The 22,828-nt window shown below is 62.7% G+C and carries 24 protein-coding genes and 1 pseudogene; 14 read left to right on the top strand and 11 right to left on the bottom strand.

The window, feature by feature from the left end:
- The 6 genes from L3V85_RS13270 (at window position 1) to L3V85_RS13295 (ending at window position 6,137) form a co-directional block, all read left to right on the top strand.
- Window positions 1-942 (top strand): ABC transporter permease, encoded by a 942-nt coding sequence (locus L3V85_RS13270; protein WP_237679660.1) that lies wholly within the window; start codon window positions 1-3, stop codon window positions 940-942.
- A gap of 13 nt (window positions 943-955) precedes the next feature.
- Window positions 956-1,828, top strand: coding sequence for an ABC transporter permease (locus L3V85_RS13275; RefSeq protein WP_237679661.1), 873 nt, complete (start codon window positions 956-958; stop codon window positions 1,826-1,828).
- Window positions 1,829-1,840: 12 nt separating this feature from the next.
- The gene (locus tag L3V85_RS13280) at window positions 1,841-3,478 is read left to right on the top strand and encodes a dipeptide ABC transporter ATP-binding protein (protein ID WP_237679662.1); all 1,638 of its coding nucleotides are present in this window, start codon (window positions 1,841-1,843) and stop codon (window positions 3,476-3,478) included.
- On the top strand, window positions 3,475-4,215 hold the full coding sequence (locus L3V85_RS13285) for an AzlC family ABC transporter permease (protein WP_237679663.1): 741 nt from the start codon (window positions 3,475-3,477) through the stop codon (window positions 4,213-4,215). Before L3V85_RS13280 ends, L3V85_RS13285 begins: the two co-directional genes overlap by 4 nt.
- Window positions 4,215-4,559 carry an AzlD domain-containing protein gene (locus L3V85_RS13290; RefSeq protein ID WP_081266749.1) on the top strand — a complete coding sequence of 115 codons (345 nt, stop codon included), beginning with the start codon at window positions 4,215-4,217 and terminating at the stop codon, window positions 4,557-4,559. Before L3V85_RS13285 ends, L3V85_RS13290 begins: the two co-directional genes overlap by 1 nt.
- Before the next feature lie 105 nt (window positions 4,560-4,664).
- Window positions 4,665-6,137 carry an amidase gene (locus L3V85_RS13295; RefSeq protein WP_237679664.1) on the top strand — a complete coding sequence of 491 codons (1,473 nt, stop codon included), beginning with the start codon at window positions 4,665-4,667 and terminating at the stop codon, window positions 6,135-6,137.
- Window positions 6,138-6,152: 15 nt separating this feature from the next.
- On the opposite strand, the gene L3V85_RS13300 is transcribed toward L3V85_RS13295, so the two are convergent.
- From L3V85_RS13300 to mutS, 3 genes are read right to left on the bottom strand one after another with little or no spacing between them, the layout of a single operon-like run.
- A complete protein-coding gene (locus tag L3V85_RS13300) occupies window positions 6,153-6,953 on the bottom strand; it encodes an alpha/beta fold hydrolase (RefSeq protein WP_237679665.1) in 801 nt (266 codons plus the stop codon).
- 5 nt (window positions 6,954-6,958) lie between these two features.
- Window positions 6,959-7,798: a proteasome-type protease gene (locus L3V85_RS13305; protein ID WP_237680556.1), complete on the bottom strand. Its 840-nt coding sequence runs from the start codon at window positions 7,796-7,798 to the stop codon at window positions 6,959-6,961.
- A 28-nt stretch (window positions 7,799-7,826) separates the two neighbouring features.
- Window positions 7,827-10,484 carry a DNA mismatch repair protein MutS gene (gene mutS, locus L3V85_RS13310; protein WP_295185413.1) on the bottom strand — a complete coding sequence of 886 codons (2,658 nt, stop codon included), beginning with the start codon at window positions 10,482-10,484 and terminating at the stop codon, window positions 7,827-7,829.
- 180 nt (window positions 10,485-10,664) lie between these two features.
- Here mutS and L3V85_RS13315 point away from each other — a divergent pair, with 180 nt between their 5' ends.
- Both L3V85_RS13315 and L3V85_RS13320 read left to right on the top strand, forming a co-directional pair.
- A complete protein-coding gene (locus L3V85_RS13315; protein ID WP_237679667.1) occupies window positions 10,665-11,960 on the top strand; it encodes a tyrosine-type recombinase/integrase in 1,296 nt (431 codons plus the stop codon).
- Between the two features lie 16 nt (window positions 11,961-11,976).
- On the top strand, window positions 11,977-12,849 hold the full coding sequence (locus L3V85_RS13320) for a hypothetical protein (protein ID WP_237679668.1): 873 nt from the start codon (window positions 11,977-11,979) through the stop codon (window positions 12,847-12,849).
- Window positions 12,850-12,986: 137 nt separating this feature from the next.
- On the opposite strand, the pseudogene L3V85_RS13325 reads toward L3V85_RS13320, so the two are convergent.
- The 4 genes and pseudogenes from L3V85_RS13325 to L3V85_RS13340 all read right to left on the bottom strand — a co-directional run.
- Window positions 12,987-13,121 (bottom strand): annotated as a pseudogene (locus tag L3V85_RS13325) (hypothetical protein); the annotation flags it as partial.
- 223 nt (window positions 13,122-13,344) lie between these two features.
- On the bottom strand, window positions 13,345-14,607 hold the full coding sequence (locus L3V85_RS13330; RefSeq protein ID WP_272934792.1) for a PIN domain-containing protein: 1,263 nt from the start codon (window positions 14,605-14,607) through the stop codon (window positions 13,345-13,347).
- Between the two features lie 60 nt (window positions 14,608-14,667).
- On the bottom strand, window positions 14,668-15,813 hold the full coding sequence (locus L3V85_RS13335; protein ID WP_237679670.1) for an AlbA family DNA-binding domain-containing protein: 1,146 nt from the start codon (window positions 15,811-15,813) through the stop codon (window positions 14,668-14,670).
- A gap of 176 nt (window positions 15,814-15,989) precedes the next feature.
- Window positions 15,990-16,259, bottom strand: a complete 270-nt coding sequence (locus L3V85_RS13340) for a hypothetical protein (protein WP_237679671.1) — start codon at window positions 16,257-16,259, stop codon at window positions 15,990-15,992.
- Window positions 16,260-16,458: 199 nt separating this feature from the next.
- Between L3V85_RS13340 and L3V85_RS13345 the strand changes: the two genes are divergently transcribed.
- From L3V85_RS13345 to L3V85_RS13360, 4 genes are read left to right on the top strand one after another with little or no spacing between them, the layout of a single operon-like run.
- The gene (locus L3V85_RS13345; RefSeq protein ID WP_237679672.1) at window positions 16,459-16,695 is read left to right on the top strand and encodes a hypothetical protein; all 237 of its coding nucleotides are present in this window, start codon (window positions 16,459-16,461) and stop codon (window positions 16,693-16,695) included.
- The gene (locus L3V85_RS13350; protein WP_237679673.1) at window positions 16,692-17,537 is read left to right on the top strand and encodes a phage portal protein; all 846 of its coding nucleotides are present in this window, start codon (window positions 16,692-16,694) and stop codon (window positions 17,535-17,537) included. Before L3V85_RS13345 ends, L3V85_RS13350 begins: the two co-directional genes overlap by 4 nt.
- On the top strand, window positions 17,534-18,118 hold the full coding sequence (locus L3V85_RS13355) for a glycoside hydrolase family 19 protein (RefSeq protein WP_237679674.1): 585 nt from the start codon (window positions 17,534-17,536) through the stop codon (window positions 18,116-18,118). The genes L3V85_RS13350 and L3V85_RS13355 overlap by 4 nt, the downstream gene beginning before the upstream one ends.
- Window positions 18,115-18,663, top strand: a complete 549-nt coding sequence (locus tag L3V85_RS13360; RefSeq protein ID WP_237679675.1) for a hypothetical protein — start codon at window positions 18,115-18,117, stop codon at window positions 18,661-18,663. The genes L3V85_RS13355 and L3V85_RS13360 overlap by 4 nt, the downstream gene beginning before the upstream one ends.
- A 72-nt stretch (window positions 18,664-18,735) precedes the next feature.
- Here L3V85_RS13360 and L3V85_RS13365 read toward each other — a convergent pair whose 3' ends face one another.
- Entirely contained in the window at window positions 18,736-19,224 is a 489-nt protein-coding gene (locus L3V85_RS13365) for a hypothetical protein (protein ID WP_237679676.1), read from the bottom strand.
- 283 nt (window positions 19,225-19,507) lie between these two features.
- On the opposite strand from L3V85_RS13365, the gene L3V85_RS13370 reads away from it, so the two are divergent.
- On the top strand, window positions 19,508-20,299 hold the full coding sequence (locus L3V85_RS13370) for a hypothetical protein (protein ID WP_237679677.1): 792 nt from the start codon (window positions 19,508-19,510) through the stop codon (window positions 20,297-20,299).
- Entirely contained in the window at window positions 20,253-20,912 is a 660-nt protein-coding gene (locus tag L3V85_RS13375) for a DNA/RNA non-specific endonuclease (protein ID WP_414080212.1), read from the top strand. Before L3V85_RS13370 ends, L3V85_RS13375 begins: the two co-directional genes overlap by 47 nt.
- A gap of 455 nt (window positions 20,913-21,367) precedes the next feature.
- On the opposite strand, the gene L3V85_RS13380 is transcribed toward L3V85_RS13375, so the two are convergent.
- The 3 genes from L3V85_RS13380 to L3V85_RS13390 form a co-directional block, all read right to left on the bottom strand.
- Window positions 21,368-21,619, bottom strand: coding sequence for a hypothetical protein (locus L3V85_RS13380; protein WP_237679678.1), 252 nt, complete (start codon window positions 21,617-21,619; stop codon window positions 21,368-21,370).
- A 28-nt stretch (window positions 21,620-21,647) separates the two neighbouring features.
- Window positions 21,648-22,385 carry a heparin lyase I family protein gene (locus tag L3V85_RS13385; RefSeq protein ID WP_237679679.1) on the bottom strand — a complete coding sequence of 246 codons (738 nt, stop codon included), beginning with the start codon at window positions 22,383-22,385 and terminating at the stop codon, window positions 21,648-21,650.
- A gap of 111 nt (window positions 22,386-22,496) precedes the next feature.
- A complete protein-coding gene (locus tag L3V85_RS13390; protein WP_237679680.1) occupies window positions 22,497-22,685 on the bottom strand; it encodes a hypothetical protein in 189 nt (62 codons plus the stop codon).
- Window positions 22,686-22,828: the final 143 nt, after the last annotated feature.

A 22,828-nucleotide genomic window follows, 5' to 3' on the forward strand; every position in this document is an offset into this window, starting at 1 on the left:
ATGCTCACGTTCCTCGGCAAGCGCCTGCTCGCCACGCTGCCGGTGCTGTTGGTGGTGGCGGTCGCGATCTTCATGATCGTGCGCCTCACGCCCGGCGACCCGGCGGCGGTGATCGGCGGCAACAGCGCCACCAATGAAGACCTGGACCGCATCCGCGTGCAGCTGGGCCTGACCCGGCCGCTGTGGGAGCAGTTCGCGATCTGGTGCAACGGCGTGCTGCACGGCGACCTGGGCTTCTCGTTCTTCCTGAACAAGCCGGTGACCGAGCTCATCGGCCAGCGCATGGAGCCCACGCTCTCGCTGGCCGGCGGCACGCTGCTGCTGGCGGTGGCCATCGCGCTGCCGCTGGGCACGCTGGCCGCGTGGCGCATGGGCGGCTGGCTCGACAAGGCGGTGATGGCGTTCTCGGTGGCCGGCTTCTCGGTGCCGGTGTTCGTGGTCGGCTACGTGCTGATCTACCTGCTGGCGATGAAGCTGCAGTGGTTTCCGGTGCAGGGCTACCGCCGCATCGCCGACGGCGTGGGGCCGTGGCTTCACCAGCTGGTGCTGCCTTGCCTCACGCTGGCCATCACCTACGTGGCGCTGCTGTCGCGCGTGACGCGGGCGGCGGTGAGCGAGGCGCTGACCGAAGACTTCATCCGCACCGCGCGCGCCAAGGGCATCACCGAGCTGGAAGTGCTCAAGCACCACGCGCTGCGCAACGCGGCGGTGCCGGTGGTCACGGTGATCGGCGTGAGCGCGGCGCTGCTGCTGGGCGGCGTGGTCGTCACCGAAACCGTGTTCGCGATTCCGGGCCTGGGCCAGCTCACGGTCGACGCGGTGCTCAACCGCGACTTTCCCGTGCTGCAGGGCGTGGTGCTGTTCTTCGCGGTGGTGTACGTGGCCGTCAACCTGCTGGTGGACCTGAGCTACCTCTTCATCGATCCGCGCATCCGCTATTGATTGACCGACTGACATGAGCACCCTGAAAAGACTCTGGCGCAATACCGCCGTGCGCGGCGGCGTCGTCGTGCTGGCCGTGCTGGCGCTGCTGGGCGCGTTCGCGCCCTGGCTCGGCACCTTCGACCCCTCGGCCATGGACCCGAGCTTCATCTCGGTCGGCGCCGGCACGGCGGGCCAGGTGACCATGCCCGACGGCGCCCAGTTCGCCCACACCTTCTGGATGGGCAGCGACAGCGTGGGGCGCGACGTATGGAGCCGCGTGCTCTACGGCACCCGCATCTCGATGACGGTGGGCCTGTTCACCGCCTTCGTCGCCATCGCCTTCGGCTGCCTGCTGGGCATGCTGGCCGGCTACTTCCGCGCCGTGGACGCGGTGCTGATGCGCGTGATGGACGGCGTGATGGCCATTCCCGCCGTGCTGCTCGCCATCACGCTGGTGGCGGTGCTGGGCGCCAGCCTGCCGACGGTGATCCTGGCCATTGCCGTGCCGGAAGTGCCGCGCGTGACCCGCCTTGTGCGCGCGCTGGTGATGAGCCTGCGCGACGAGCCCTTCGTGGAGGCCGCCCGCGCGCTGGCCACGGCCGACGCGACCATCCTGTGGCGCGACATCCTGCCGAACGCGCTGGCGCCACTGATCGTGCAGGGCACCTTCATCGCGGCTTCGGCGGTGCTGACCGAGGCCATCCTGAGCTTCCTCGGCCTGGGCCTGCCGTCGGACGTGCCGACCTGGGGAAACATCATGGCCGAGGGCCGCGTGCAGTTTTCGCAGAGCCCGGGCAACGTGCTGTTCCCGGCGCTCTTCCTGGTGCCCACGGTGCTGGCCATCAACATGCTGGGCGACGGCCTGCGCGATGTGCTCGATCCCAAGTTTTCCAAGCGCGTGTGAGGCGCCGATTCAATGACTGATTCCAATCGAAGCGCCGCCATCCTCGAAGTGCGCGGCCTGCGGGTCGCGCTGCCTTCCGACGCCGACCGGCCGCACGCCATCGCGCAGCTCGACCTGCGCATCGAGGCCGGGCGCACGCTGTGCATCGTGGGCGAGTCCGGCTCGGGCAAGTCGGTGCTGGCCACCACGGTGATGGGGCTGCTGTCCAAGGGGCTCGTGCTCGAGGGCGGCGACGTGATTCTCTCGGGCGAGAAGCTGGTCGACAACGGCCGCTTCACCTCCGACAAGCGGCTGCGCCAGTTGCGCGGCACCGGCATGGGCATGGTGTTCCAGGAGCCGATGACGGCGCTGAACCCGGTGCTCACCTGCGGCGAGCAGGTCGACGAGCTGCTGCGCACCCACACCGCGTGGGGCGCTGCCGAGCGCAAGGCGCACATTCTTTCGATCTTCGAGCGCGTGCGGCTGCCCGACCCGGCGCGCATCCATGCGAGCTACCCGCATCAGCTTTCGGGCGGGCAGCGCCAGCGCATCGTGATCGCGATGGCCATCATCCTGAAGCCGCGCCTCCTGATCTGCGACGAGCCGACCACCGCGCTGGACGTGACCACGCAGGCCGAAATTTTGAAGCTCATCGCCGAGCTGCAGGCGGAGCAGGGCAGCGCCGTGCTCTTCATCACGCACGACATGGGCGTGGTCGCGGAGATTGCCGACGACGTGATGGTGATGCACCGCGGCGCGCTGGTGGAGCAGGGCCCCTGCGACCAGGTGTTGCGCAGCCCGCGCGAGGCCTACACCCGCATGCTGCTGGACGCCGTGCCCGGCATGACGCCGCCGCCCGCGCGCGAGTTGCCCGGCGGCAGGCCGCTGCTGGCGGGCCAGGGCGTCGGCAAGATCTACACGCGGCGCGACTGGCTCGGCCGCGCGAAGCACAACACCGCGCTGCAGGACGCCAGCGTGGCGGTGCATCGCGGCGAGACGGTCGGCGTGGTGGGCGAATCGGGCTCGGGCAAGTCGACCTTCGCGCGCTGCATGATCCGGCTGATCTCGCCCAGCGCGGGCAGCATCCTCTGGGGCGACGCCGAGGTGCGCGACCTGCCCGAAGGCCGGCTGCGGCCGCTGCGCTCGCGGGTGCAGGTGGTGTTCCAGGACCCGAATCGCTCGCTCAACCCGCGCCGCACCGTGGGCTCGTCGATGGTCGAGGGCGCCATGAACTTCGGCCTGAGCAAGCTGCATGCGCGCCAGACCGCTGAGGAGCTGATGGACCGCATCCAGCTGCCGCGCACCGCGCTCGACCGCTATCCGCACCAGTTCTCGGGCGGCCAGCGCCAGCGGCTGGCCATCGCGCGCGCCATTGCCTGCCAGCCGCAGGTGCTGGTGGCCGACGAGGCCGTGTCCGCGCTCGACGTGTCGGTGCAGGCGCAGATCCTCGACCTGCTGCGGGAGATCCAGCGCGACCTGGGGCTGGGCATTCTGTTCATCACGCACGACCTGCGGGTGGCGGCGCAGCTGTGCGACCGCGTGATCGTGATGAGCCAGGGGCGCATCGTCGAGCAGGGCCCCACGGGCCAGGTGTTCGCCGCGCCCGCCAACGACTACACGCGGCGGCTGCTGGCGGCCGCGCCGCGCGCGGAACTCGCGAGCGCACGGTGAGCCGGTGGAGCGCCTGGCGCGCATCGATGGCCGACCCCGAGTGGCGCGGCGCCTTTGCCGAGGGCCGGCGCGACATCGCCGGCGCCGCGCTCGGCACCATGGCCATGGGCCTGGTGGCGGGCGTGGCCATGGCCAAGAGTGGTGTGGGGCTGGGGGCGATCCTGGCCATGTCGCTGCTGGTGTTCGCGAGCGCGTCGCAGCTGGCTTGCCTGCCGCTCATCGCGGCCGGCGCGCCGCTGTGGGTGATCGTCGCGACGGCGTGCGTGCTCAACCTGCGCTTCGTGGTGTTCAGCGTGAGCTGGCGCCGCTACTTCGGCGGGCATCGCAGGACGCAGCGCGTGCTGTTGTCGTACCTTGCGGGTGACCCGGTGTATGCGCAGTTCGTGCTGCGGCATCCGGAGCCCGCGCCTTCGGGGTGCGCGACGACGCGGCAGCAGGGCTACTTTCTAGGGCTCGCGCTGACCAACTGGGCGGCGTGGCATGTGGCTTCGCTCGCGGGCATCTTCCTGGCCGACGCCATTCCCGCTGCATGGGGCCTGCGCTTCATCGGCGTGCTGGCGCTACTCGCGCTCGCGTTGCCGATGCTCACCGACCGCGCGGTGCGCTGCTCCGCGCTGGCGGCGGGCATGGTGGCGCTGGCCACGGCCTCGTGGCCGATGGGGCTGAACGTGGTTGCAGCCATCGCCACGGCCTTCGCGGCCGGCACCTGGGCCGACCGCCGGTGGGGTGCGCGCTGATGCACCTGGGTCACGATGTGTACGTGTGGCTGGCGGTGGGCGCGCTGGTGGGGGTGACGGTGCTCACGCGCAGTTTTTTCCTGCTGCCCGACAGCGAGCCGAAGCTGCCGGGCTGGTTGTGGCGCGGGCTGCGCCATGCGCCGGTGGCGGCGCTGCTCGCGATGGTGGTGCCCGACGTGTTCCTGAGCAACGGCCGCATGCTGGCCGACTGGCACGATGCGCGGCTCTTTGCAGTGGCCGCCGCATTGACCTACTACCTCGTTCGACGAAACGACGTGACCGGGACGATTCTTGTCGGCACGGGTACGCTGATGCTTCTGCGACTGGGGTTCGGGTGGGCTTGATGTACCTTGCCTGCCCGGCGCGCTCATCTCGAACCAACAACGAATGAATGAACCCGCGGCCCCTGTTCGGCGCCGCCAACTTGAACAGAAACGGAGAACGAAGAAATGACTTTGGCAATGAGCTGGGACGAATGGGCCTCGCATGACGGCATCGGACTGGCCGAACGGGTCCGCAAGGGCGAAGTGACGGCGGCGGAACTCGCGGCGCAGGCCGCGGCCGGCATCGCGAAGGTCAATCCGCAACTGGACGCGGTCGTCGAAGTGTTCGACGACGTGGTAGCCGATCCGCTGAAGGACGGCATGAACCCCGAGGGCGTGTTCGCGGGCCTGCCCTACCTCATGAAAGACCTGGGCCCCACGCTCAAGGGCCGGCTGCAGGAATTCGGCTCGATGATGATGCAGGGCCACCGCCCCACGGCCGACAGCTTTCTCACGCAGCAACTGCGCAAGTCCGGCCTCAACATCGTCGGCCGCAGCACCACCCCCGAATTCGGCGTGTGCAGTTCGGCCGAGAACTCCATCAGCGTCACCCGCAACCCCTGGGACCTCGAATACACCACCTGCGGCTCTTCGGCCGGCACGGCGGCGGTGGTGGCGGCGGGCGTGCTGCCGCTGTCGCACGCCACCGACGGCGGCGGCTCCATCCGCATTCCCGCGGGCGTGAACGGCAACATCGGCCTGAAGGTGTCGCGCGGCGTGTTCTCGCTGGCGCCGGGCCTGTCGGACCTGTCGGGCCTGGTGTCGATCCAGGGCTGCCACAGCCGCACCGTGCGCGACACCGCCGCCTTCGTCGACAACGCGCGCGGCGGCGCGCCGGGCGAGTTCATGCCCTTCTGGTCGCCGGCCGAGCCGTACAGCGAACTGATCAAGAAAGACCCGGGTCGCCTGCGCATCGCGCTGTCGCACGAGTGGGGCGACTTCCGCGCCACGCCGCATTTCGTGGCCGAACTGGAGCGCGTGGGCAAGTTCCTCGAAGGGGTGGGCCACCATGTCGAATGGGCGCTGCCAAAGGTCGACTTCCAGACCGCGTTCGCGGCCCAGACCACTTGCTACATCAGCAACTTCGCGCAGGTCATCGACGGCCACCTGCACCGGCTCGGGCTGGCACGCCCGCCAGCCGAGCTGCTGGAGCCGATCAACATCAAGATCTGGGAAGCGGGCCTGCACACCTCGTACACCGAGCGCTCGAAGATGCAGGCGGTGTTCAACACCACCTCGCGCGCCTTCGGCAATTTCTTCCAGCAGTGGGACATCATCCTGACGCCGGTGACCGCGCTGCCCACGCCCAAGGTCGGCACCAGCGAGTACCTGACGACGAGCACGAACCCGTCGGTCCACGACTGGTTCGCCAACCTGTGGAAGAACTTCGCCTACACGCCGCTGGCCAATCTGTGCGGCATGCCGGGCATCTCGCTGCCGATGGCCACGCAGGAAAACGGCCTGCCGCTGGGCATCCAGGCGCAGGCCGCGCAGGCGAACGACGGGCTGCTGCTTCAGCTGGCCGCGCAGATCGAGCGCGCGCTCGGCGGCAAGTGGAACGCGGGCCAGCGGCCCGGGGTGCACATCACCCAGGGCTGACGCGGATCACGCGGATCAGAGCAGGTTGCGCAGCGCGGCTTCCACCGCGGCTGCCGTGGCCTGCGGCTTTTCCATGGGGAACAGGTGGGAGCCGTCCAGCATGGCGATGCGGCCCTTGGTGACCTGCTGGGTCATGGTCATGCCCACACGCTTCATTTCGGCCGACTGGCGCCCGCCGATGAACGCCGCCTTGCACTTGAGCGGGTGCGCGCGCAGCAGGGCGCCCAGGTTGTGGGGCAGGGTGTTGTAGATGGCGGTCTCGACGTCGCGGTCGAAGCTCAGGGCGCGGGTGTCCTCGCTGTCGAAGGTGCCGTGGTCGATGTAGTCGTGCAGCACCTGCTCGTCCCACTTCGCGAAAGCCTTCTTGCTGCGGAAGTGCTCGAACACCGCCTCGCGGTGCTCCCAGCTGTTGCGGCGCTTGCGGCTCACGGCGCCGGGCGAGATGCTCTTCATGAGCGGCGTGCGCTTGACCACGTTGAGCGTGTTCGCGCGCCAGCCGCCGAGGATGGGCGAATCGATCAGCACCACGCCGCGCGCCAGTTCGGGGTGGCGCGCCGCGCACATCAAACTCAGGAAGCCGCCAAGCGAATGGCCGATGAGAAACACCGGGCCGCCCGCGCGGTCGGCGCGGGCCTTGGCGAAGTCGGCCAGCTGCTGCACCAGGTGCGGCCAGTTGTCGGTGACGGGGTATTTCGGGTCGTGCCCGAATTTCTCGATGGCATCGACCTCGAAGCCGCGGTTGCGCAGGCTGTCGAGAACGACGCGGTAGGTGCTCGCGGGAAAGCTGTTGCCGTGCGAGAAGACGACGGGAGGCACGGGGTTCAGATCAGCTTTTCGTCGGGGGTCGAAATTTTCCGCAGCGGGCTGTGGCGCGTGGCGGGCATCTTCAGCGGATGCTCGGTATGGCTGTCGTCCCACACCGGGTCTTCGATGCTGTCGAACACCTCGCGCAGCTTCTGGCCCCAGCTGTTGTGCATCATGCGGTAGTAGGGGTTGTCGGCGTCGATGCAGATCACGCGGTCGGTCTCGAGCTTGTTGGCCTCGTACACCACCAGGTCGAGCGGCAGGCCGACCGACAGGTTCGACTTCATGGTCGAGTCCATCGACACCAGCGCGCACTTGGCGGCTTCGTCCAGCGGGGTCTCGGGGGTGAGCACGCGGTCGAGCACGGGCTTGCCGTACTTCGATTCGCCGACCTGGAAGTAGGGCGTCTCGGTGGTGGCCTCGATGAAGTTGCCGGCTGCATAAACCAGGAACAGGCGCATGCCTTCGCCCTTGACCTGCCCGCCGAAGATGAAGGACACGTTGAAGTCCAGCCCCGCATGCTTGAGCGCTTCGGCGTCGCGGTCGTACACGTGGCGCACCGCCGAGCCCAGCACGCGGGCGGCGTCGAACATGCTCTTGGCGTTCCAGATGGTGATGGGGTCGCCCGGCGAGCCGTCTTCGCGGGTCTCGCGCAGCTCTTCGATCTGCAGGATTTCGCGCACCGACTGCGAGATGCTCAGGTTGCCCGACGACAGCAGCACCATGACGCGGTCGCCCGGCTGCTCGTAGACGATCATCTTGCGGAAGGTGCTGATGTGGTCCACGCCCGCATTGGTGCGGGAGTCGGACAGGAACACCAGGCCGGCGTTGAGTTTGATGCCTACGCAGTAAGTCATGGGTTCATCTTGCATGAACGATGCCCGATCACGCGGCACCGAGTTCACGTTTGTTCAATTTTTGAAGGGCATACAGGGCATCGAGGGCCTCGCGCGGACTCATGGCGTCGGGGTCGAGCGCGGCCAGCGCGGATTCTACGGCGCTGACCAGCGGCGTCTCGGCCACCGGGGGCGGCGCGAACAGGTCGACCTGCGCCCGGGTCTGGGCATGCTGCGACTCCAGCGCTTCCAGCGCCTGCCGGGCATGGTTGACCACCGCCGCCGGCATGCCGGCGAGCCGCGCCACCTGGATGCCGTAGCTCTTGCTGGCCGGGCCGGGCTGCATTTCGTGCAGGAACACGATGTCGCGGCCGGCTTCGGTGGCGCTCACGTGCATGTTCACGGCGCCGTGATGCGTGGCCGGGAACTCGGTCAGCTCGAAGTAGTGGGTGGCGAAGAGGGTGAAGGCCTTGCTGCGGTCGTGCAATTGCGCCGCGATGCCGGCGGCCAGCGCCAGCCCGTCGAAGGTGCTGGTGCCGCGGCCGATTTCGTCCATCAGCACCAGCGACTGGGCGGTGGCGCTGTGCAGGATCTGCGCGGCTTCGGTCATCTCGAGCATGAAGGTCGACTGCGCGTTGGCCAGGTCGTCCGCCGCGCCGATGCGGGTGTGAATCGCGTCGATGGGCCCCAGCCGGCAGGCGGCGGCCGGCACGTGCGAGCCGATGGAGGCGAGCAGCACGATGATCGCCACCTGCCGCATGTAGGTCGACTTACCGCCCATGTTGGGGCCGGTGATGACCTGCATGCGCTGCTGCGGCCCGAGCTGCGTGTCGTTGGCGATGAAGCCGCCCGACGATTTTTCGGCCAGCCGGGCCTCCACCACCGGATGGCGGCCCTGCGAAATCTCTATGCACGGGTGCGAGACGAAGCTCGGCGCGCGCCAGTGCAGCGTGTGCGAGCGCTCGGCCAGCGCGCACAGCGCGTCGAGCGTGGCGATGCCGCCGGCCAGCTGCGTGAGCGCGGGCACCGAGGGCTGCAGCGCGTCGAGCAGTTGTTCGTAGAGCCACTTCTCGCGGGCCAGGGCGCGGTCTTGCGCGCTCAGGGCCTTGTCCTCGAAGGCCTTCAGTTCGGGCGTGATGAAGCGCTCGGCGTTCTTCAGCGTCTGGCGGCGGCGGTAGTTGTCGGGCACCTTCGAGAGCGCGCTCTGCGTCACCTCGATGTAGAAGCCGTGCACCCGGTTGAACTGCACCCGCAGGTTGCTGATGCCGGTGCGCTCGCGTTCGCTGACTTCGAGCTTGAGCAGGAAGTCGTCGCAGTTCTCGCTGATGGCGCGCAGCTCGTCGAGCTCGGCATCGTGGCCGGTGGCGATGACGCCGCCGTCGCGCACCAGCGCCGAAGGGTCGGGCTTGATGGCGCTCACCAGCAGGTCGGCGCAGCCCGGCGGCGGCGCCAGGCGCTCGGTGATCCGGGCCAGCAGCGCGGCGGCGCCCGGCAGCAGCGGCGCCAGTTGCTCGGCCTTGGCCAGCGCCAGGCGCAGCGCCAGCAGCTCGCGCGGACGCACCTGCCGCAGCGCGATGCGGGCGGCGATGCGCTCCACGTCGCTGGTGTTCTTGAGCTGCTCGCGCAGCGTGCGCCAGGGCGCCGCCGTGCCGCCCAGCACCGTGGCCTGCAGCGCGCCGATGGCTTCGAGCCGCTCCTGCGCCTCGGAACGGTCGCGCCGCGGCGACAGCAGCCAGCGCTTCAGCAGCCGGCTGCCCATGCCCGTCATGCAGGTGTCGAGCAGCGAGAACATGGTGGGCGATTCTTCGCCGCGCAGCGTCTGCACCAGCTCGAGGTTGCGGCGCGTGGTGGGCGGCAGCTCGATCAGGTCGCCGTCGCGCTCCACCGACAGGCGCTGCACGTGCGACAGCGCGCGGCCCTGCGTGTGCTCTGCGTAGCCCAGCAGCGCGGCGGCGGCGGCATGCGCGTTGCCCAGCGATTCGGCGTTCCAGGCGGCCAGGCTGTTGCTGCCCATCTGCTCGGAGAGCTTGCGCTCGCCCAGTCCGCCGTCGAACTGCCACGCGGGGCGGATCGACAGCGTGAAGGGCGTGGCGCTGCGCGCGGCCTTCAGGCGCTGCTCGAAGGCGGGCGTGACCTCGGCGCTGTAGAGCAATTCGCTGGGTGCGATGCGAGCGATCCAGGCTTCGAGCGCGTCGGCCGGGCATTCGGCCAGCCGCAGTTCGGCCCCTGTCACGCTGAGCCACGCCAGCCCGCAGAAATTGCGCGAGCCCGCGTGCACCGCGAGCAGCAGCGATTCGCTCTTGTCGCTGAGCAGTTCGGAGTCGGTCAGCGTGCCGGGCGTGACCACCCGCATCACCTTGCGCTCGACCGGCCCCTTGCTGGCGCCGACCTCGCCCACCTGCTCGCAGATGGCGACCGATTCGCCCAGCTTGATGAGCCGCGCGAGGTAGGTGTCGACCGCATGGAAGGGCACGCCGCACATCACCACCGGCTGGCCGGCCGACTGGCCGCGCTGGGTGAGCGTGATGTCGAGCAGGCGCGCGGCCTTTTCGGCGTCGCCCCAGAAGAGCTCGTAGAAGTCGCCCATCCGGTAGAACAGCAGGGTGTCCGGATGGTCGGCTTTCAGGCCCAGGTACTGGGCCATCATGGGCGTGTGGGCCGAAGCTGGCGTATCGCCAGGGCCTTGATTTGCATCGATTTTTGCCATTAAGTCTTTGACTCCGTTGAGGAAAATGGCAATCTGGTTACTCTTTCTCTATTCATCGACACTTCTCAAAACACCCCTACAGTTGCTTCGTTGGCGTAGCTTTTTCCCGCTTGGCCGCTTAAAGTTACGCCGAGCTGGCGAACCGGTCATCAGGAAAGTTACGCCGTTGGAGTGAGGCGCATGCAATTCGATGCCCGAGCAGCCAAGCTGCTCAAGCCAGGCGAGCACATTATGGTGGACGGGTGTCCTGGGCTTCGCCTTCAAGCGACGGCCACCACGCGCACTTGGGTCTACAGGTTCAAGTCGCCGATTGATGGGCGGATGCGGCAGACGAAGATCGGCAACTGGCCTGCCGTCAACTTGGCGAATGCCGCCGTGGCTTGGGAGGCAGTGCGAGCGCAGCGCGGCGCTGGCGCCGACCCAGTACTGAAGAGGCGAGAGGCGGCGGCAGTCAAGAAGGAGCCCGCCGCCACCGGCTATACCGTGCGCCAGTTGTGCAACGACTACCTCGATGGGCACATCCTAAAACATCGACAGCCGAAGGGGGTGAAGGAAACCGAGCGGCTGTTCAACAAGCGCCTCGATGCTCTAGCCAACAAGCAAGCCGCAGCTGTTACGCGAGCGGACGCATTCAAACTGCTTGAGGATCAGTCGAATACGCCGGTGAGCACAGTCCAACTGCGCGGCGAGTTGGCCGGCGCATGGGACTACGCCCTCGATGCAGGGCGTATTCCCGATACTTCTCCGAACTGGTGGCGCCTGGTCATGCGGGGGCGCTTGCGGAGCAAGGGCAAGGTCATGCAGGGCAAGAACATCGGGGTTGTGAAGCGGGTGCTGAGCGAGGCAGAGACCGGGCAACTGATCCGCTGGCTACCGCACTTCACTGGCTTGGTCGACGACGCCCTCACGATGTACCTGTGGACCTGTACGCGAGGCGCTGAGATTTGCGCGATGGAAGCGAAAGAGATCACAGAAGAGGTGGATGGCCTCTGGTGGACCGTGCCGAAGGTGAAGACCAAAAATGCGCGGCACGCCTTGGCCACGGATCTGCGAGTGCCGCTGGTGGGGCGTGCTGAAGCTATCGTCCGGCGGCGTCTTGCCGACTACCCCTCAGGCTATCTGTTCCCGGCGCGGGACAGCGGGGGCAAGGCGCACAGTGAACAGGCTGTCGTGCAAACCCAGGTGCATTACTACCAGCCCTATTCGAAAACAAATCCGAAACATGCGCGCCCACGGTTGCCGGTGACGCATTGGGCGCCGCATGACCTGCGGCGCACGAGTCGCACGCTACTTGCGGCAATGGGATGTCCGGATAGTGTTGCTGAAGCACTGCTAGGGCATGTTCAGCCTGGCATTCAAGGTACCTACAACCGGCACGGCTACGACAGGGAGCGGCGGGTGTGGCTCTCCGAGCTTGATGTGAAACTCGAGCACCTCAGCGAGATTTCTTTCGCATCCGATAATCTTAAGAACTGAATAAGTGAGCAAATCCATGAGCAAAGCCCCGGCCCCATTGCAGGTCAAAAATAAGGATGATTGGGAGGACATCAGCTGTCACATCATGAGTTGGCTGATTTTACAAAGATCTAATGTTCGAGTGGCTTTTGAAGCATACGGGCGAGATGGACAGCAGCAGCACGGGGTGGATATTTTGACCTTTGATCCTAGGTTCAGCGGTATTCTTGGGCAGGCTAAATATAAAAGCCCGGGTCACGCGCTTGAATTAGAGGATTTGCTGAGCACGCTGCGGAAAACTTCGACGTATGCCAATAGGATTGATGAAATGGTTTTGCTTACCAATGGGTTGAAAAACACCAGAGTCGATGACTTTTTGGTGCAATCTGAAAGTCGCTATACAAACAAGAACAACGTTACATTTGGCTTTAGCGTTATGTATTGGCAGGATTTTCGAGACTACAAGTTCATACCAGCCCGAGATCTCATTGGGTTTTTTCCTGAGATAGCCGAGATGACGGGGCACTTCACGCAAGATCCCTATGAGACGGCTGCGCGTGCAGCGCAACTCTTGGTTCCACAGTATTTGAGTCGGGAGGACATCGAAGAAGTTCGCAGCGGTCCGGCAGCCAGGGAAAGGCCAAGTGACCAATTGGATAATAGAATAATTGAACTGCTTCAAGGCCTTCAAAAGGCGGAAATTTTAGCTGCTGAGAGAGGTTTTGGTGCTGATCCGGATGCGCGCCGATTGCTTCCAATGGTTAGGGTTGGGTCTAGGCTTTTTCAAGCTTTGGTCGAGTACAGAAAAAGCCACCTAAGTCTTGTGCCTGATTCTGAAATCAAAGCTTGGAGCTACTATGAGGCCGCGTCCCGGGAATTAGTGGAGTCTTATTATCAGTTGGTTGGATAGTCGGCGTCCCGTGTCGTAAATTCGTACCACGGAAAAAAATTCGTCGAGGGCGATATGCACGGCTGCCGATTTTTTCATTTGGCTTGATCAGTTCGACGCGGTGCGGAGTGCCTGTCCGCCGCAGCCCTTTGTTGGGGTCAGAGAAGCTTTCGCGCTTTGCGAGCGCCGGTGTTCGGCGGGGGAGGCAAATTTGATACGGGTCGGCTTTCGGCCCATGCCTCCACTTCTCGCACTAGCCAAGCGACGCGACGACCGGAGAGAATTCGCGGCTTCGGAAAGCCGCACGCGGATCTATGAGATCGTTAGCCGCCGGCAGTGATGGTTGCTCTCTGGAGAACTTGCGGAAGGGAGCTGTCTCTAGCCAAAGAGCGAATAGTGCGGCGTGCTGCGTCCATTCTCTGCTTGAAAGCTGAAAGAACTGATCCTGCTCTTTCGCAAATGGGTTTCGACAACTAGTAGCACTTGGACGCATCCCTCCCTTTTGGTGCCCGGTCACTAGCTGGCGACAAGATGAAGCTCACATTCGATCCGAGAAGCCAACTCGTTCGCCGTCAGCTCTGCTTGAAGCGAAATGGAGCGCTTGCCCTGAGCTGGAAACAAGACCGCCAGTTTTGGGATTGAAAAATTGAAACCATGCTTGAGCTTGTCGAGTTTCAAGTGAACTCGATTGGCTTCGCAAGACATCGTCCATGGCTGTTTTCCTCCGCCGGGAGGGATTGCGCCTTCGTGCGGGATCTGTGTTGCAAACCCGATGCCGCCTATTGGGCCGAAGGCATGCTTTGGCACCTCGGGTGCTGTTGGCATCTTGGGTGCTTCTGGAATCTTTGAAGCTCGGAGGATACGGACTCCCTCCGGAAACGTGAAGATGGCGTCGACGTCTGTGGCAGGCGTTGTGCCCGAGTTCATCAGCTTGAGATCGAACAAAAAGCACCGCCGAACCGTGCAGGACCAAGCCTCAAACTTCTCCAAGTATTTTTCATAGTCGGTAAAAAAAGCCTCTAGTTGCTTGTTGTAGTGCTCCACCGTCACCTCGCTCGGCGTACTCAACATCTTCACAAGGTCTCCGATGGACCCTGGGTGAGTTTGCTTCGCCGCTGTCATGGGGTGGTGCAGCAGTTTCACGCTCTCCAGTCCTGACGGCGTCGGTGGAACAAGGATCGGATCGGGCTTGACGTGTAGGTTCCCATCCCCAAAAGCGGCGGATAGCCTGGGCACCTTGTCTCTAAACTTCTGCAGCTCTTGACGAAGCTCTGAAATCTCTTTGTCTTTCGGGTCTGGCTCTTCTGCTAGCCGTTCGCTGTCCGGCGGCACATGAAGCCGAAACTCTCGCAGCTTGGCCTTGACGCGAAGCCCCATGTCGGCCGTGCACAAGATGGGAGCAGATGGCAGCCTGCCCTTCAGGTCAATTAGCGACGCAACAATTTGATCGTCTTGAACTTCGCGAGCCAGATGGTTAGCTGCGAAGTCCACTTGCGGCTCATCACCGACGAAGCGGAGGGCGACGCCAGGCCTGATCAGGACTTCTTGCCCTTCATCGAGAAGTCGAGAAAGCCAGGACACCATCTGGCCCGCACGCTGCTTCACGCGCAGGTTTCCACCAAGCGCTTTTGCCTTCTCAAGCTCCCTCAAAACAATAGGCAAGATAAGCAGTACAACTTCGTCACCCACGGCGGTCCAGTCCATCTGGTCTGGCCGCTTGAAGTGCAATAGAAGGTTTGTATCGAGGACGACGAAGGTTCGGTTAGAAATTTTGCTCACCAGTTCTGAACGTGCTGAATCCGGGCGACACCGCAATGCGGTACCTCTCCGGGGGAGTGCCTATTTCTTGGCTGGCGCAGCCGTGTAGCCAAAGCCTTGATAGAGAACATCGCGCGTGTCTGCGAGCAGATCGTCGACATCGGCGTCAACTGACAGGTCCTCGATGTAGATCTCCGGGAAGACCATGAACGGGCGGTCGCCGAGCTTTTTTCGAAATGGCAGATTGTTGTTAAGCGCCAGTTCGCAGCCCTCAACGTGCATCAGCGCACAGGTCACCAGTGCCGGACCTGTGATCTCGTACCGCTTGGCGGCCTTCAGCGAAACAGTCAGTGATCGCTCGAAGAATTCGAGCGAGTGGGATGCCCATACCCCCAGCTTGCCGCCTTCACCTCTGTTGCCAGCGATGGTCATGAACTCCATCGATCCATTCCTAAACAGCTGGCTCTGTGAGTACGCTTCACCACCGGAGCCAAGATAGGCGCCGACGCCATCTAGGTTCATGCGCGGGTCGGCACCTCCGTCCCATGCGATGAAGTCGACGAACTGAACGTTTTTGACGTCAACCAAAGTGCGGCGGGCCATGCCTGACAGCGAGACGAGCTCGAACACTGCCAGAGGCGAATCGCCCATGGGCATCCGCGTCTTCCGTTCCTCAACGAGTTTGAGCCTGCTGCGAGCGAATTCGCGCGCTTGTACTGCAAGTGAGGCTGTGCCATTGAAGGCTGAACGCACTTGATCGAAGCTCATATCGGAGGTCATTTTCCCGTTGCGGATGACAAATCTCCGCTTCGTGCTGTTGGGGTTGCGCACGCAGTGGGGGCCGTCGAACGACATGGGGACGCGAAGAACTACCCCGCAACCGCCATCGAGGGGCACTTGGACGATCTGGATGCCATGAAATCGGGACTCAATCCAGGCATCCAGGATCTGAGTGATTCGCCTCGATTCCTTGTCGAAGTTGTCGATGGTCATCGGTAAGACGGCCTTCGCAGTGCCAGTGGCACGGTCCTCGCTGATCCCGTACACGAGATCGCCGCCATCGGCATTCAACAAGGCGCTGACGTCCTTAGCTAGCTCTTCTTTGTCGTCGTCTTCCTTGCCCGGCAGAACCTGCTTGAAATCGAGCGTGCTCGATTCGCTGGTGCGCTGATCACAGATTTCCTGAAAAACGGCGGCGCTGATCTTCTCCAGGGCATACGGCAGCATTGAGTTTTCCCGTTACATTGCCGTCATCGTACCTGTACCAGCGCGTTCAACGGTGCGGACGTTTACCAGCTGATGAGCCGCTACGGGTTTAGCCGCACCCGGATCTATGAAATCGTGAACAGCCGCTAATGATCGTTCTTCACAGACGGCTTGCACAGCGGGCGAATCGGCCCGCGTCAGTAAGAGATGATGTTGTAGGTCAATACCTGCAGCCCGACACCTGTAGCGTATTTCGAGCAACCTATCTCGACATCTTGATGCGCAGGAACTGGGAAACTTCGAATTTGCGGATAAGCGTTTCCCGGATTGATATTGCTGTCAATTCTTACGGTGACAGTTAAGTCGCCTCCGCTTGAATTCGAGAGATAAACAACTTGCCCTAGAGCTGTTCCGCCGCAAGTTCCGCGCATTACGATTCGGACACCACTAGCCAATTTTTCGCTCATAGTTTTCCTCGCTCCTAAAAAACTAATGACGGCCACCTTTGGCGGAATGTAGCCGGACTTGCTGCCGCCGCAAAGGGCCGTTTGCTCACTTGATTCGGAGCGCTCCGGGGCCGGCGCTCGAAAGCTTCACGGCGGTTCCGTGCATGACTGTCCGGTTTTTCCCCTAGAAACCGGACAGAGGCGAAGCTACGGTGGTCGAATGACCATCGCCACCGAAATGCTCGCCAAGTACATGGCCGCCGAGGCTGACATCCTGCTCGGCAAAACAGTCAGCTTCTCCACCGCTTCAGGCCCCCGCACGCTGGGCTACGAGAATCTCGCCGACATCCGCAAAGGCCGCATCGAATGGGAGCGCCGCGTCGCTGCCGAACGCAGCGGCCGCCGGGGCTCCGGTCCCTCGTTCTCCGTTGCGCGATTCGATGGGGGTGGTGAATGAACTTTCTAGATCGCGTCGTCGCGGCGTACAACCCCGTGCGGGCTGTCCAACGCGCCCAAGCTCGCAGGGTGCTCTCGATGTACGAGGGCGCCAAGCCCAGTAAGCAGCGCCGGCGCCGCGCCGACAACAGCGCGCCCAACGTGCTGGTCGGCAACAGTGCCGCAGCGCTTCGCGCGCACGCCCGAGCCCTGGAGCGCGATCACGACATCTGCCGTGGCGCGCTGCGGGTGATGGTGAACAGCGTCGTTGGTCCCGGCGGCATCGCGGTCGAACCACAGCCCCGGCGTGCAGACGGATCGATCCACACCGAATACGCCACCGCGCTGCGCGAAGCCTGGCGCAAGTGGCAGCGTAAGCCCGAGGTCACCGGTCGCTACCGGTGGTCACTGGCCCAGCGCATGGCGGTCTACACCTGGCTGCGCGATGGCGAGATGTTCGCGCAGAAGCTGCTTGGCCCGGTGCCCTTCCTGAAGCACGGCTCGAATGTCCCGCTCTCGCTCGAGTTGTTCGAGGCCGACTTCGTACCACTGGACTACGACGACCTCGGGCGCAACATCCGCCAAGGCATCCAGTCGAATGCGTGGGGCGAAGCCACGAACTATCTCGTCTACAAAGGCGACCCGCGCGACGGCATGTCGTTCACCAGTGCCCAGGCGCTGAAGACGATCCCGGCAGAGCGGATGATGCAGCTTGCCTCCCTGGCCAGCCGCGTGAACACGGCGGCGGACACGGCAGCGAGCGCGGCGCAAGCGGCGGGCGAGGCCGCCAGCACCGCGCAGACCGCAGCACAGACAGCCAACCAGGCCGCCAAGACGGCGGCGAAGGAATTCAAGAAACCATGATCGACACCCAGACCCTCATCGACTGCATTGGCGCCACGCGCGCCAACGCCGAGCGCTACACCCTGTACCTGGCCGATGGGATGAACCGCTTCGGCATCCACACGCCGAACGCGATGGCGGGCTTCCTCGGCCAGCTCGTCATCGAATCCGAGGCGCTGGCCAAGGTCGAAGAAAACCTCAACTACACAACGGCCGACCGGCTGCGCGAGATTTTTCCGAGCCTGTTCGTGCAGGGCGGCTATCGCGCCGAGGACTACACGCGCAACCCGAAGGGCTTGAGCCAGCTTCGCTACAAGGGCTTCCACGGGCGCGGCTTGATCCAGCTCACGTGGGAAGACGCCTATGTCGCGGCTGGCAAGGCGCTTGGTGTGGGTTTGCGTGCGAACCCTGCGCTGCTGCTCGAGCCGCAGCATGCGGCGATGTCGGCGTGTTGGTTCTTCGCGATCTACAAGGACTGTTTGCCGGCAGCCGAGCGGGGTGATGTCTACGATCTGACAGGGCGCGTCAACGGGCCGAAGCGGTTGAAGCTGGCCGAGCGCAAGGCGGCTACTGCGCGCGCCTGCAAGGTGCTGAGCAAATGACCAGGTTCCTCGACATCGTGCCGTCGTGGTTGTGGGCGTTGCTGCTTCTTCTCGCGGTAGCGGTGGCAGGCATCGAGCGAACACAAGTGCTCAAGGCCAAGGCCGAGACATCGGCGGCGCAGAAGGCCGTATCAGACGAAAAGCTCGACCGGCAGTCCGAGAACACCCGCCGCGCGCTTGCCGCGCTTGATGACCTGCGGCGTGTGCTTGCAATGCAAGCGGGCCATGCCAAAAACCAACAGGAGAACTTTGATGCTTACGAACAGAAGGTGGCCGCGCTCGATGTCCGCCGCCGCGCTGCTGCTGGCGATGTTGAGCGGGTGCGCCAGCAGTACGCTGCCTACGCCGCCCGTGATCGGGACCAAGCCGCAACCGACCCCGCTGCCTGCGTCCGCATCGCGGATCGATCCGCGGTCTTCGCAGGGATGGCTGCGCGAGGTCGAGAGCTACTTGAACGAGGTCGACTCATTGTTGAGCAGCGAGACGCCGAGGTCGGCGTGCTGCTGAGGATTGTCAGGAACGACAGAAATTTGATTGCCGAATGAGGCTCTGGAGTCCCACTACGAGGCCTGAATGGACCGTTCGGGAACAGTTTTCATAAGATGCCCTGCATCTGGCTAGCCCGGAACTTTGGTGCAGGTGTTCTTCGTCTCGTACACGAGCGCATATGTTCGCTCCAACTGCATTAACCGCAAATAGTCGCTCTCGCCGAGCTTCCAGTAAAGGTTGATGGGTCGAATAAAGCCCGACGAACCCATACCACCAACCGCGCTCACGAACATCGGCTGACCATACTGCTGAATCGTTTGGTCAATGAAGCCCGCCATGCGTTCGAAGTTGGCAGGAAACGTCTGACTCGCGGAGTAGAGCCGGTCATTGCAGAAGTTGAACAAGTAGCTGTGGTCCACGTCGTCCTGCGCCTGAACGATCAAGGATTTTCCGAACCACTTGGCGATGCCAAGGTTCGTAGATGCGCGTGCAACCTGCTGTGGCGTCATAGCTTGGGTGAAGCCAAATGCGTTGAGAGCACTCGCTGGAAAGACTGCCAACAGCAACATAAGGGTGGTCGTGGCCAGCGCTACACCACGCATAGTTCGATAGCACATCTGATGCTCCTTTGGATCGTCGCCGAGTGAGATTTGGTGGTCCTCAGCGCTGCTACATGATTTCTGCGTTAGGAGTCGCATTTTGGGGCTACGTTTTTGTGCAGCGCTAAGCCTCACATTGGGCTCAATGGGAACGGCTGGATGGGCCGACTGTAGCCGGGCGCGCAGCCTTCCAAATTCTTCCTAGAACTATCAACCAGCCAACCCGCTTGACGGGAACGGAGCAGAACTCGTTGATGAAACCGACTACGATCACCAGCGCCCAAATGGCGGAGGATTCGACGTGGAAAAAGACTCTCACTCAGAAAAGCAAGTTCAGGAGCGACTAAACGCAGTTCGCGAAGTTTTTTCGAAGCCTGTGGCTTTGGAGATGACAGACTTTGTCTCCAAGATCCGTCAAAACTTAATGCTTGCGTCGACGATCACCGTTGCAATCCTTTTTTTGGGGGTGCAGGCAGCGGAGAGTCAATCATTTTTTGGCTTGACTTTGCAAAAGCTCTCGACGCAGAAGCTCAAAGTTGGACTGCTGGCGATCAACACCTACATGCTTGTTCATTTTGTCTGGTTGATGTTCGACGCGTTTCACGGCTGGCGTATCCGCCTAACAGGCTCAGGCATCTTGTACAGCGGAAGGGGCGCCTTTCAGAACAACGATTTTGACTATGTGAATGATCCTCAGCAGTCCTCCCTGCACAATTGGTGGCAAGTGGCCTCCAGGCGATTTCCTAGTCAAACCTCGCAGTTGAGGTTGGAGCATGTTGTTGCCGACCTCGAAAATTACTTTTCGACGGTCAAGATTCAGGACGCCCGGTCGCCGGTCGCCGACGCAATCGTGGGGCTCAATAGGAGTCTCTCAGAAATAAAATTACTAAGGACAGAATTGGGGGCGGTAAAAGATGTTCTCGAAAGTCCAACTCCGCCGGTTGCACTTGAGAGATTCGATAATGCCTACCGGTTGCTTCTTAAAAGTCAGAGCACACGCTGGCTGTTGCTTGAGGTTGGGCTGCCCGTTTTGCTCGGTGCATCGTGTGTCTTGCGGCTATCGTACGAATTGTTCTGGATGCATACGCCCTGAGACGTTTCCCGCGGCCCCCATGCAGCGCGAGCTTTGCTATGAGGCTTTCGCGATACTGCACAGCGGCGCGAGCAAGACACCGGTTTTCGTTGCCGAGCGGCTTACTCGAGCGAGCATCGAGGATGCCAACGAGAAGCGCACCAACAAGTTCTTTGCAGATGCCCGACTGCCGCGCAGTGAGCGCGCGGAGCTGAGCGACTACAAGGGCTCTGGCTATGCCCGCGGACACATGGCCCCAGCAGGCGACATGCCGAATCCGACGGCCATGGCCCAGAGCTTTTCGCTGGCGAACATGGTCCCTCAGAACCCGACGCAGAACTCGGGTGCCTGGTCCAAGATTGAGCAGGACACACGTCGGTACGTGCCGCGCGCTAAGGGCAATGTGTTTGTGATTACGGGACCGGTGTTTGGCCCCCAAAGCCAGATGGTGGGGGCCAACCGTGTGCGTGTGCCCACGCACCTTTTCAAGCTTGTCTACGACGAGAGAACGGGCAAGGCCTGGGCGCATTGGCAACCGAATTCCGAAGACGCCCGCGCCGGACGGCCTATCAGCTACGGGGAGCTAACGCAGCGGGTCGGCATGGAGCTACTGCCAGGAGTTGAGGTGCAGTGATGTGCGCCTTGTGCTGTGGACGCCGCGTAGCGGATTGATCTCGCCCCAAAAAACACCCGCCGAAGCGGGTGGATGATCTTGCGATCAGGAAGTCTTCCAATGTTCAGAAAGCAGACCGGCCTTTGTACTACCGGCGGCCCGAGTCAGCGGGCAGGCTCGCCACGTTTTGCATGGCACCGAGAATTATTTCCAGGCGACTGACCATCGTTCACAGTGTCTACTGCCTACTCGCCGTACAACTGCCCCTGCAAAAGGGGGATGCAAATGATGGGATCGGGGAGATGAGCGCTTACTGTCAACGAGTTAGAGGAGGGCTCCTTTCACTTCACAGTGTTGGTCGCAGTTGATGAGCCCAACGATTTGCTGAGCTTTCGTCCGGTGATCACGGACGAGACGGTCTACTCCACTGCAGCATCTGCCTGGGCGGCTGGTGCATGTGCATTGGCTGATCTGCACTACCCTTTGACTTGGCCGCCGCGCAGGATCTCGACTGGCCCGATTCCGCAATAGACCACCTCGACCATCTTCAACGAGGTGACCGTCCACCGCTCGCACGGCGCGCCTCGCGTGACCTTGTAGTCGCTCGGTATCATCGGCAATGGGCGCTTCTCGCGGGTCTTTTCGCTGTACCAGGGCGGCGTGTAAAAGGTAGTGGTTTCGGTGGGAAAAATGTCTGTTTGACTTGTGTAGAAAATCTCGCGGAGCAAAGGACTGCTCCGTGTGCGGACGCGGAAATCACGAGGCTGAAACCCTTACTTCCGCCTGGTTCTTGCTCTTGCGTAGCTGAGAGTAGTATGCGATCGCAGTCCGATTTAATGAGTGGTGGGCTCGATAGATGCCGTACTTGTGGTAGATCAGACCGTCGTGTTCGCTGCAGGTCTTACCGAAGTAAGCCATCTTCTGCACGCCGTTGACCCAAACAAGAAAAGCGCCATCACCTTCGCTGCACCATTTGGCATACACCATGATGTCGTGCCATTTCCCAGTGAAACCGTCATGCTCGATCAACGACCACCAAGTTGCCTTTGCAAGGTGAATCGTTGGAAACAGCCTCACGCAAAAAGGCCCTCCAATCCGTTTGCCAAACATCCAAGCAGGGTGCCAATTCTCCTTCTTGGTGCGATCGAGTGGTTCTTGATGGAACTGAGCCAGCGTCACTTGATTGGACGAGTCGGGAACCTGATTTGCTTCGGGAAAGTCCCTTGGGACCATGAATGACCAGCCGTACCAACATTCATCGCCGCGAGTTTGCCGCTCTCCTTGTTCGGACATCTCACAACGTTCGGATTGCACCGTTCTTTTTTTGTCTTCGCTGCCGATGTCGCCGTTCTGCAGTTCAAAGCGCTGTGAGGGATTTCCAGGGAAGCGCTGCACGTTCTTGTCAATCTGAACCTGTCGCGTTTCGTCAACGAAGTAGCCGTTTTCGAGCTGGTGCACCCACCCCAACGGCCAAGCAAGTCGTTCTGCATTCATGCTCTTAGTATGCCAACGACTTCGCGCACGGTCGAGGAGGCGAGGGAAGTGCTGAAGGTGCCGTCTGTCGAGCTGTTCGGCGCGGGGCCGGTCGCAACTTAAAGGTGCACGTTATTTGTCTTCTGGATGCTCGCGCGTGATGGTCAGGCTGAGCGGCGAAGGGGCTACATGCCCAACCGCATCAAGTCTGCGTCGAACGTTCACAACGAAATCCAGGATGAGTGATAAGCCGGTCAGCAATTGCAGCACCGCGACGCCATCGACCTTGACACCGGAGTGCGCTACGCGGATCTCGTGCAAACGTCCGCACCGCCATGAACAAGGGCCGCTGGCGTTGGGGGCTTTTGTCGTTTTAATTGTTGCGCGCGATGCGGCAGCTCTATTTACTCCGGGAAGACTTGATAGTGGAAGTCGATCGAGCGCGGGGAGGCCCCGAACGATAG

Origin of the sequence: Variovorax paradoxus (assembly GCF_022009635.1) — a bacterium.
Lineage (GTDB): Bacteria > Pseudomonadota > Gammaproteobacteria > Burkholderiales > Burkholderiaceae_C > Variovorax.

Excerpts from the sequence above, each read along its gene's own strand:
- L3V85_RS13270 (WP_237679660.1), top strand. The coding sequence starts at position 1 with ATGCTCACGTTCCTCGGCAAGCGCCTGCTCGCCACGCTGCCGGTGCTG.
- L3V85_RS13275 (WP_237679661.1), top strand. The coding sequence starts at position 956 with ATGAGCACCCTGAAAAGACTCTGGCGCAATACCGCCGTGCGCGGCGGC.
- L3V85_RS13355 (WP_237679674.1), top strand. The coding sequence starts at position 17,534 with ATGATCGACACCCAGACCCTCATCGACTGCATTGGCGCCACGCGCGCC.
- L3V85_RS13320 (WP_237679668.1), top strand. The coding sequence starts at position 11,977 with ATGAGCAAAGCCCCGGCCCCATTGCAGGTCAAAAATAAGGATGATTGG.
- L3V85_RS13365 (WP_237679676.1), bottom strand. The coding sequence starts at position 19,224 with ATGTGCTATCGAACTATGCGTGGTGTAGCGCTGGCCACGACCACCCTT.
- L3V85_RS13305 (WP_237680556.1), bottom strand. The coding sequence starts at position 7,798 with ATGACTTACTGCGTAGGCATCAAACTCAACGCCGGCCTGGTGTTCCTG.
- L3V85_RS13350 (WP_237679673.1), top strand. The coding sequence starts at position 16,692 with ATGAACTTTCTAGATCGCGTCGTCGCGGCGTACAACCCCGTGCGGGCT.
- L3V85_RS13360 (WP_237679675.1), top strand. The coding sequence starts at position 18,115 with ATGACCAGGTTCCTCGACATCGTGCCGTCGTGGTTGTGGGCGTTGCTG.
- L3V85_RS13280 (WP_237679662.1), top strand. The coding sequence starts at position 1,841 with ATGACTGATTCCAATCGAAGCGCCGCCATCCTCGAAGTGCGCGGCCTG.
- L3V85_RS13345 (WP_237679672.1), top strand. The coding sequence starts at position 16,459 with ATGACCATCGCCACCGAAATGCTCGCCAAGTACATGGCCGCCGAGGCT.
- mutS (WP_295185413.1), bottom strand. The coding sequence starts at position 10,484 with ATGGCAAAAATCGATGCAAATCAAGGCCCTGGCGATACGCCAGCTTCG.
- L3V85_RS13295 (WP_237679664.1), top strand. The coding sequence starts at position 4,665 with ATGACTTTGGCAATGAGCTGGGACGAATGGGCCTCGCATGACGGCATC.
- L3V85_RS13315 (WP_237679667.1), top strand. The coding sequence starts at position 10,665 with ATGCAATTCGATGCCCGAGCAGCCAAGCTGCTCAAGCCAGGCGAGCAC.
- L3V85_RS13290 (WP_081266749.1), top strand. The coding sequence starts at position 4,215 with ATGCACCTGGGTCACGATGTGTACGTGTGGCTGGCGGTGGGCGCGCTG.
- L3V85_RS13385 (WP_237679679.1), bottom strand. The coding sequence starts at position 22,385 with ATGAATGCAGAACGACTTGCTTGGCCGTTGGGGTGGGTGCACCAGCTC.
- L3V85_RS13335 (WP_237679670.1), bottom strand. The coding sequence starts at position 15,813 with ATGCTGCCGTATGCCCTGGAGAAGATCAGCGCCGCCGTTTTTCAGGAA.
- L3V85_RS13340 (WP_237679671.1), bottom strand. The coding sequence starts at position 16,259 with ATGAGCGAAAAATTGGCTAGTGGTGTCCGAATCGTAATGCGCGGAACT.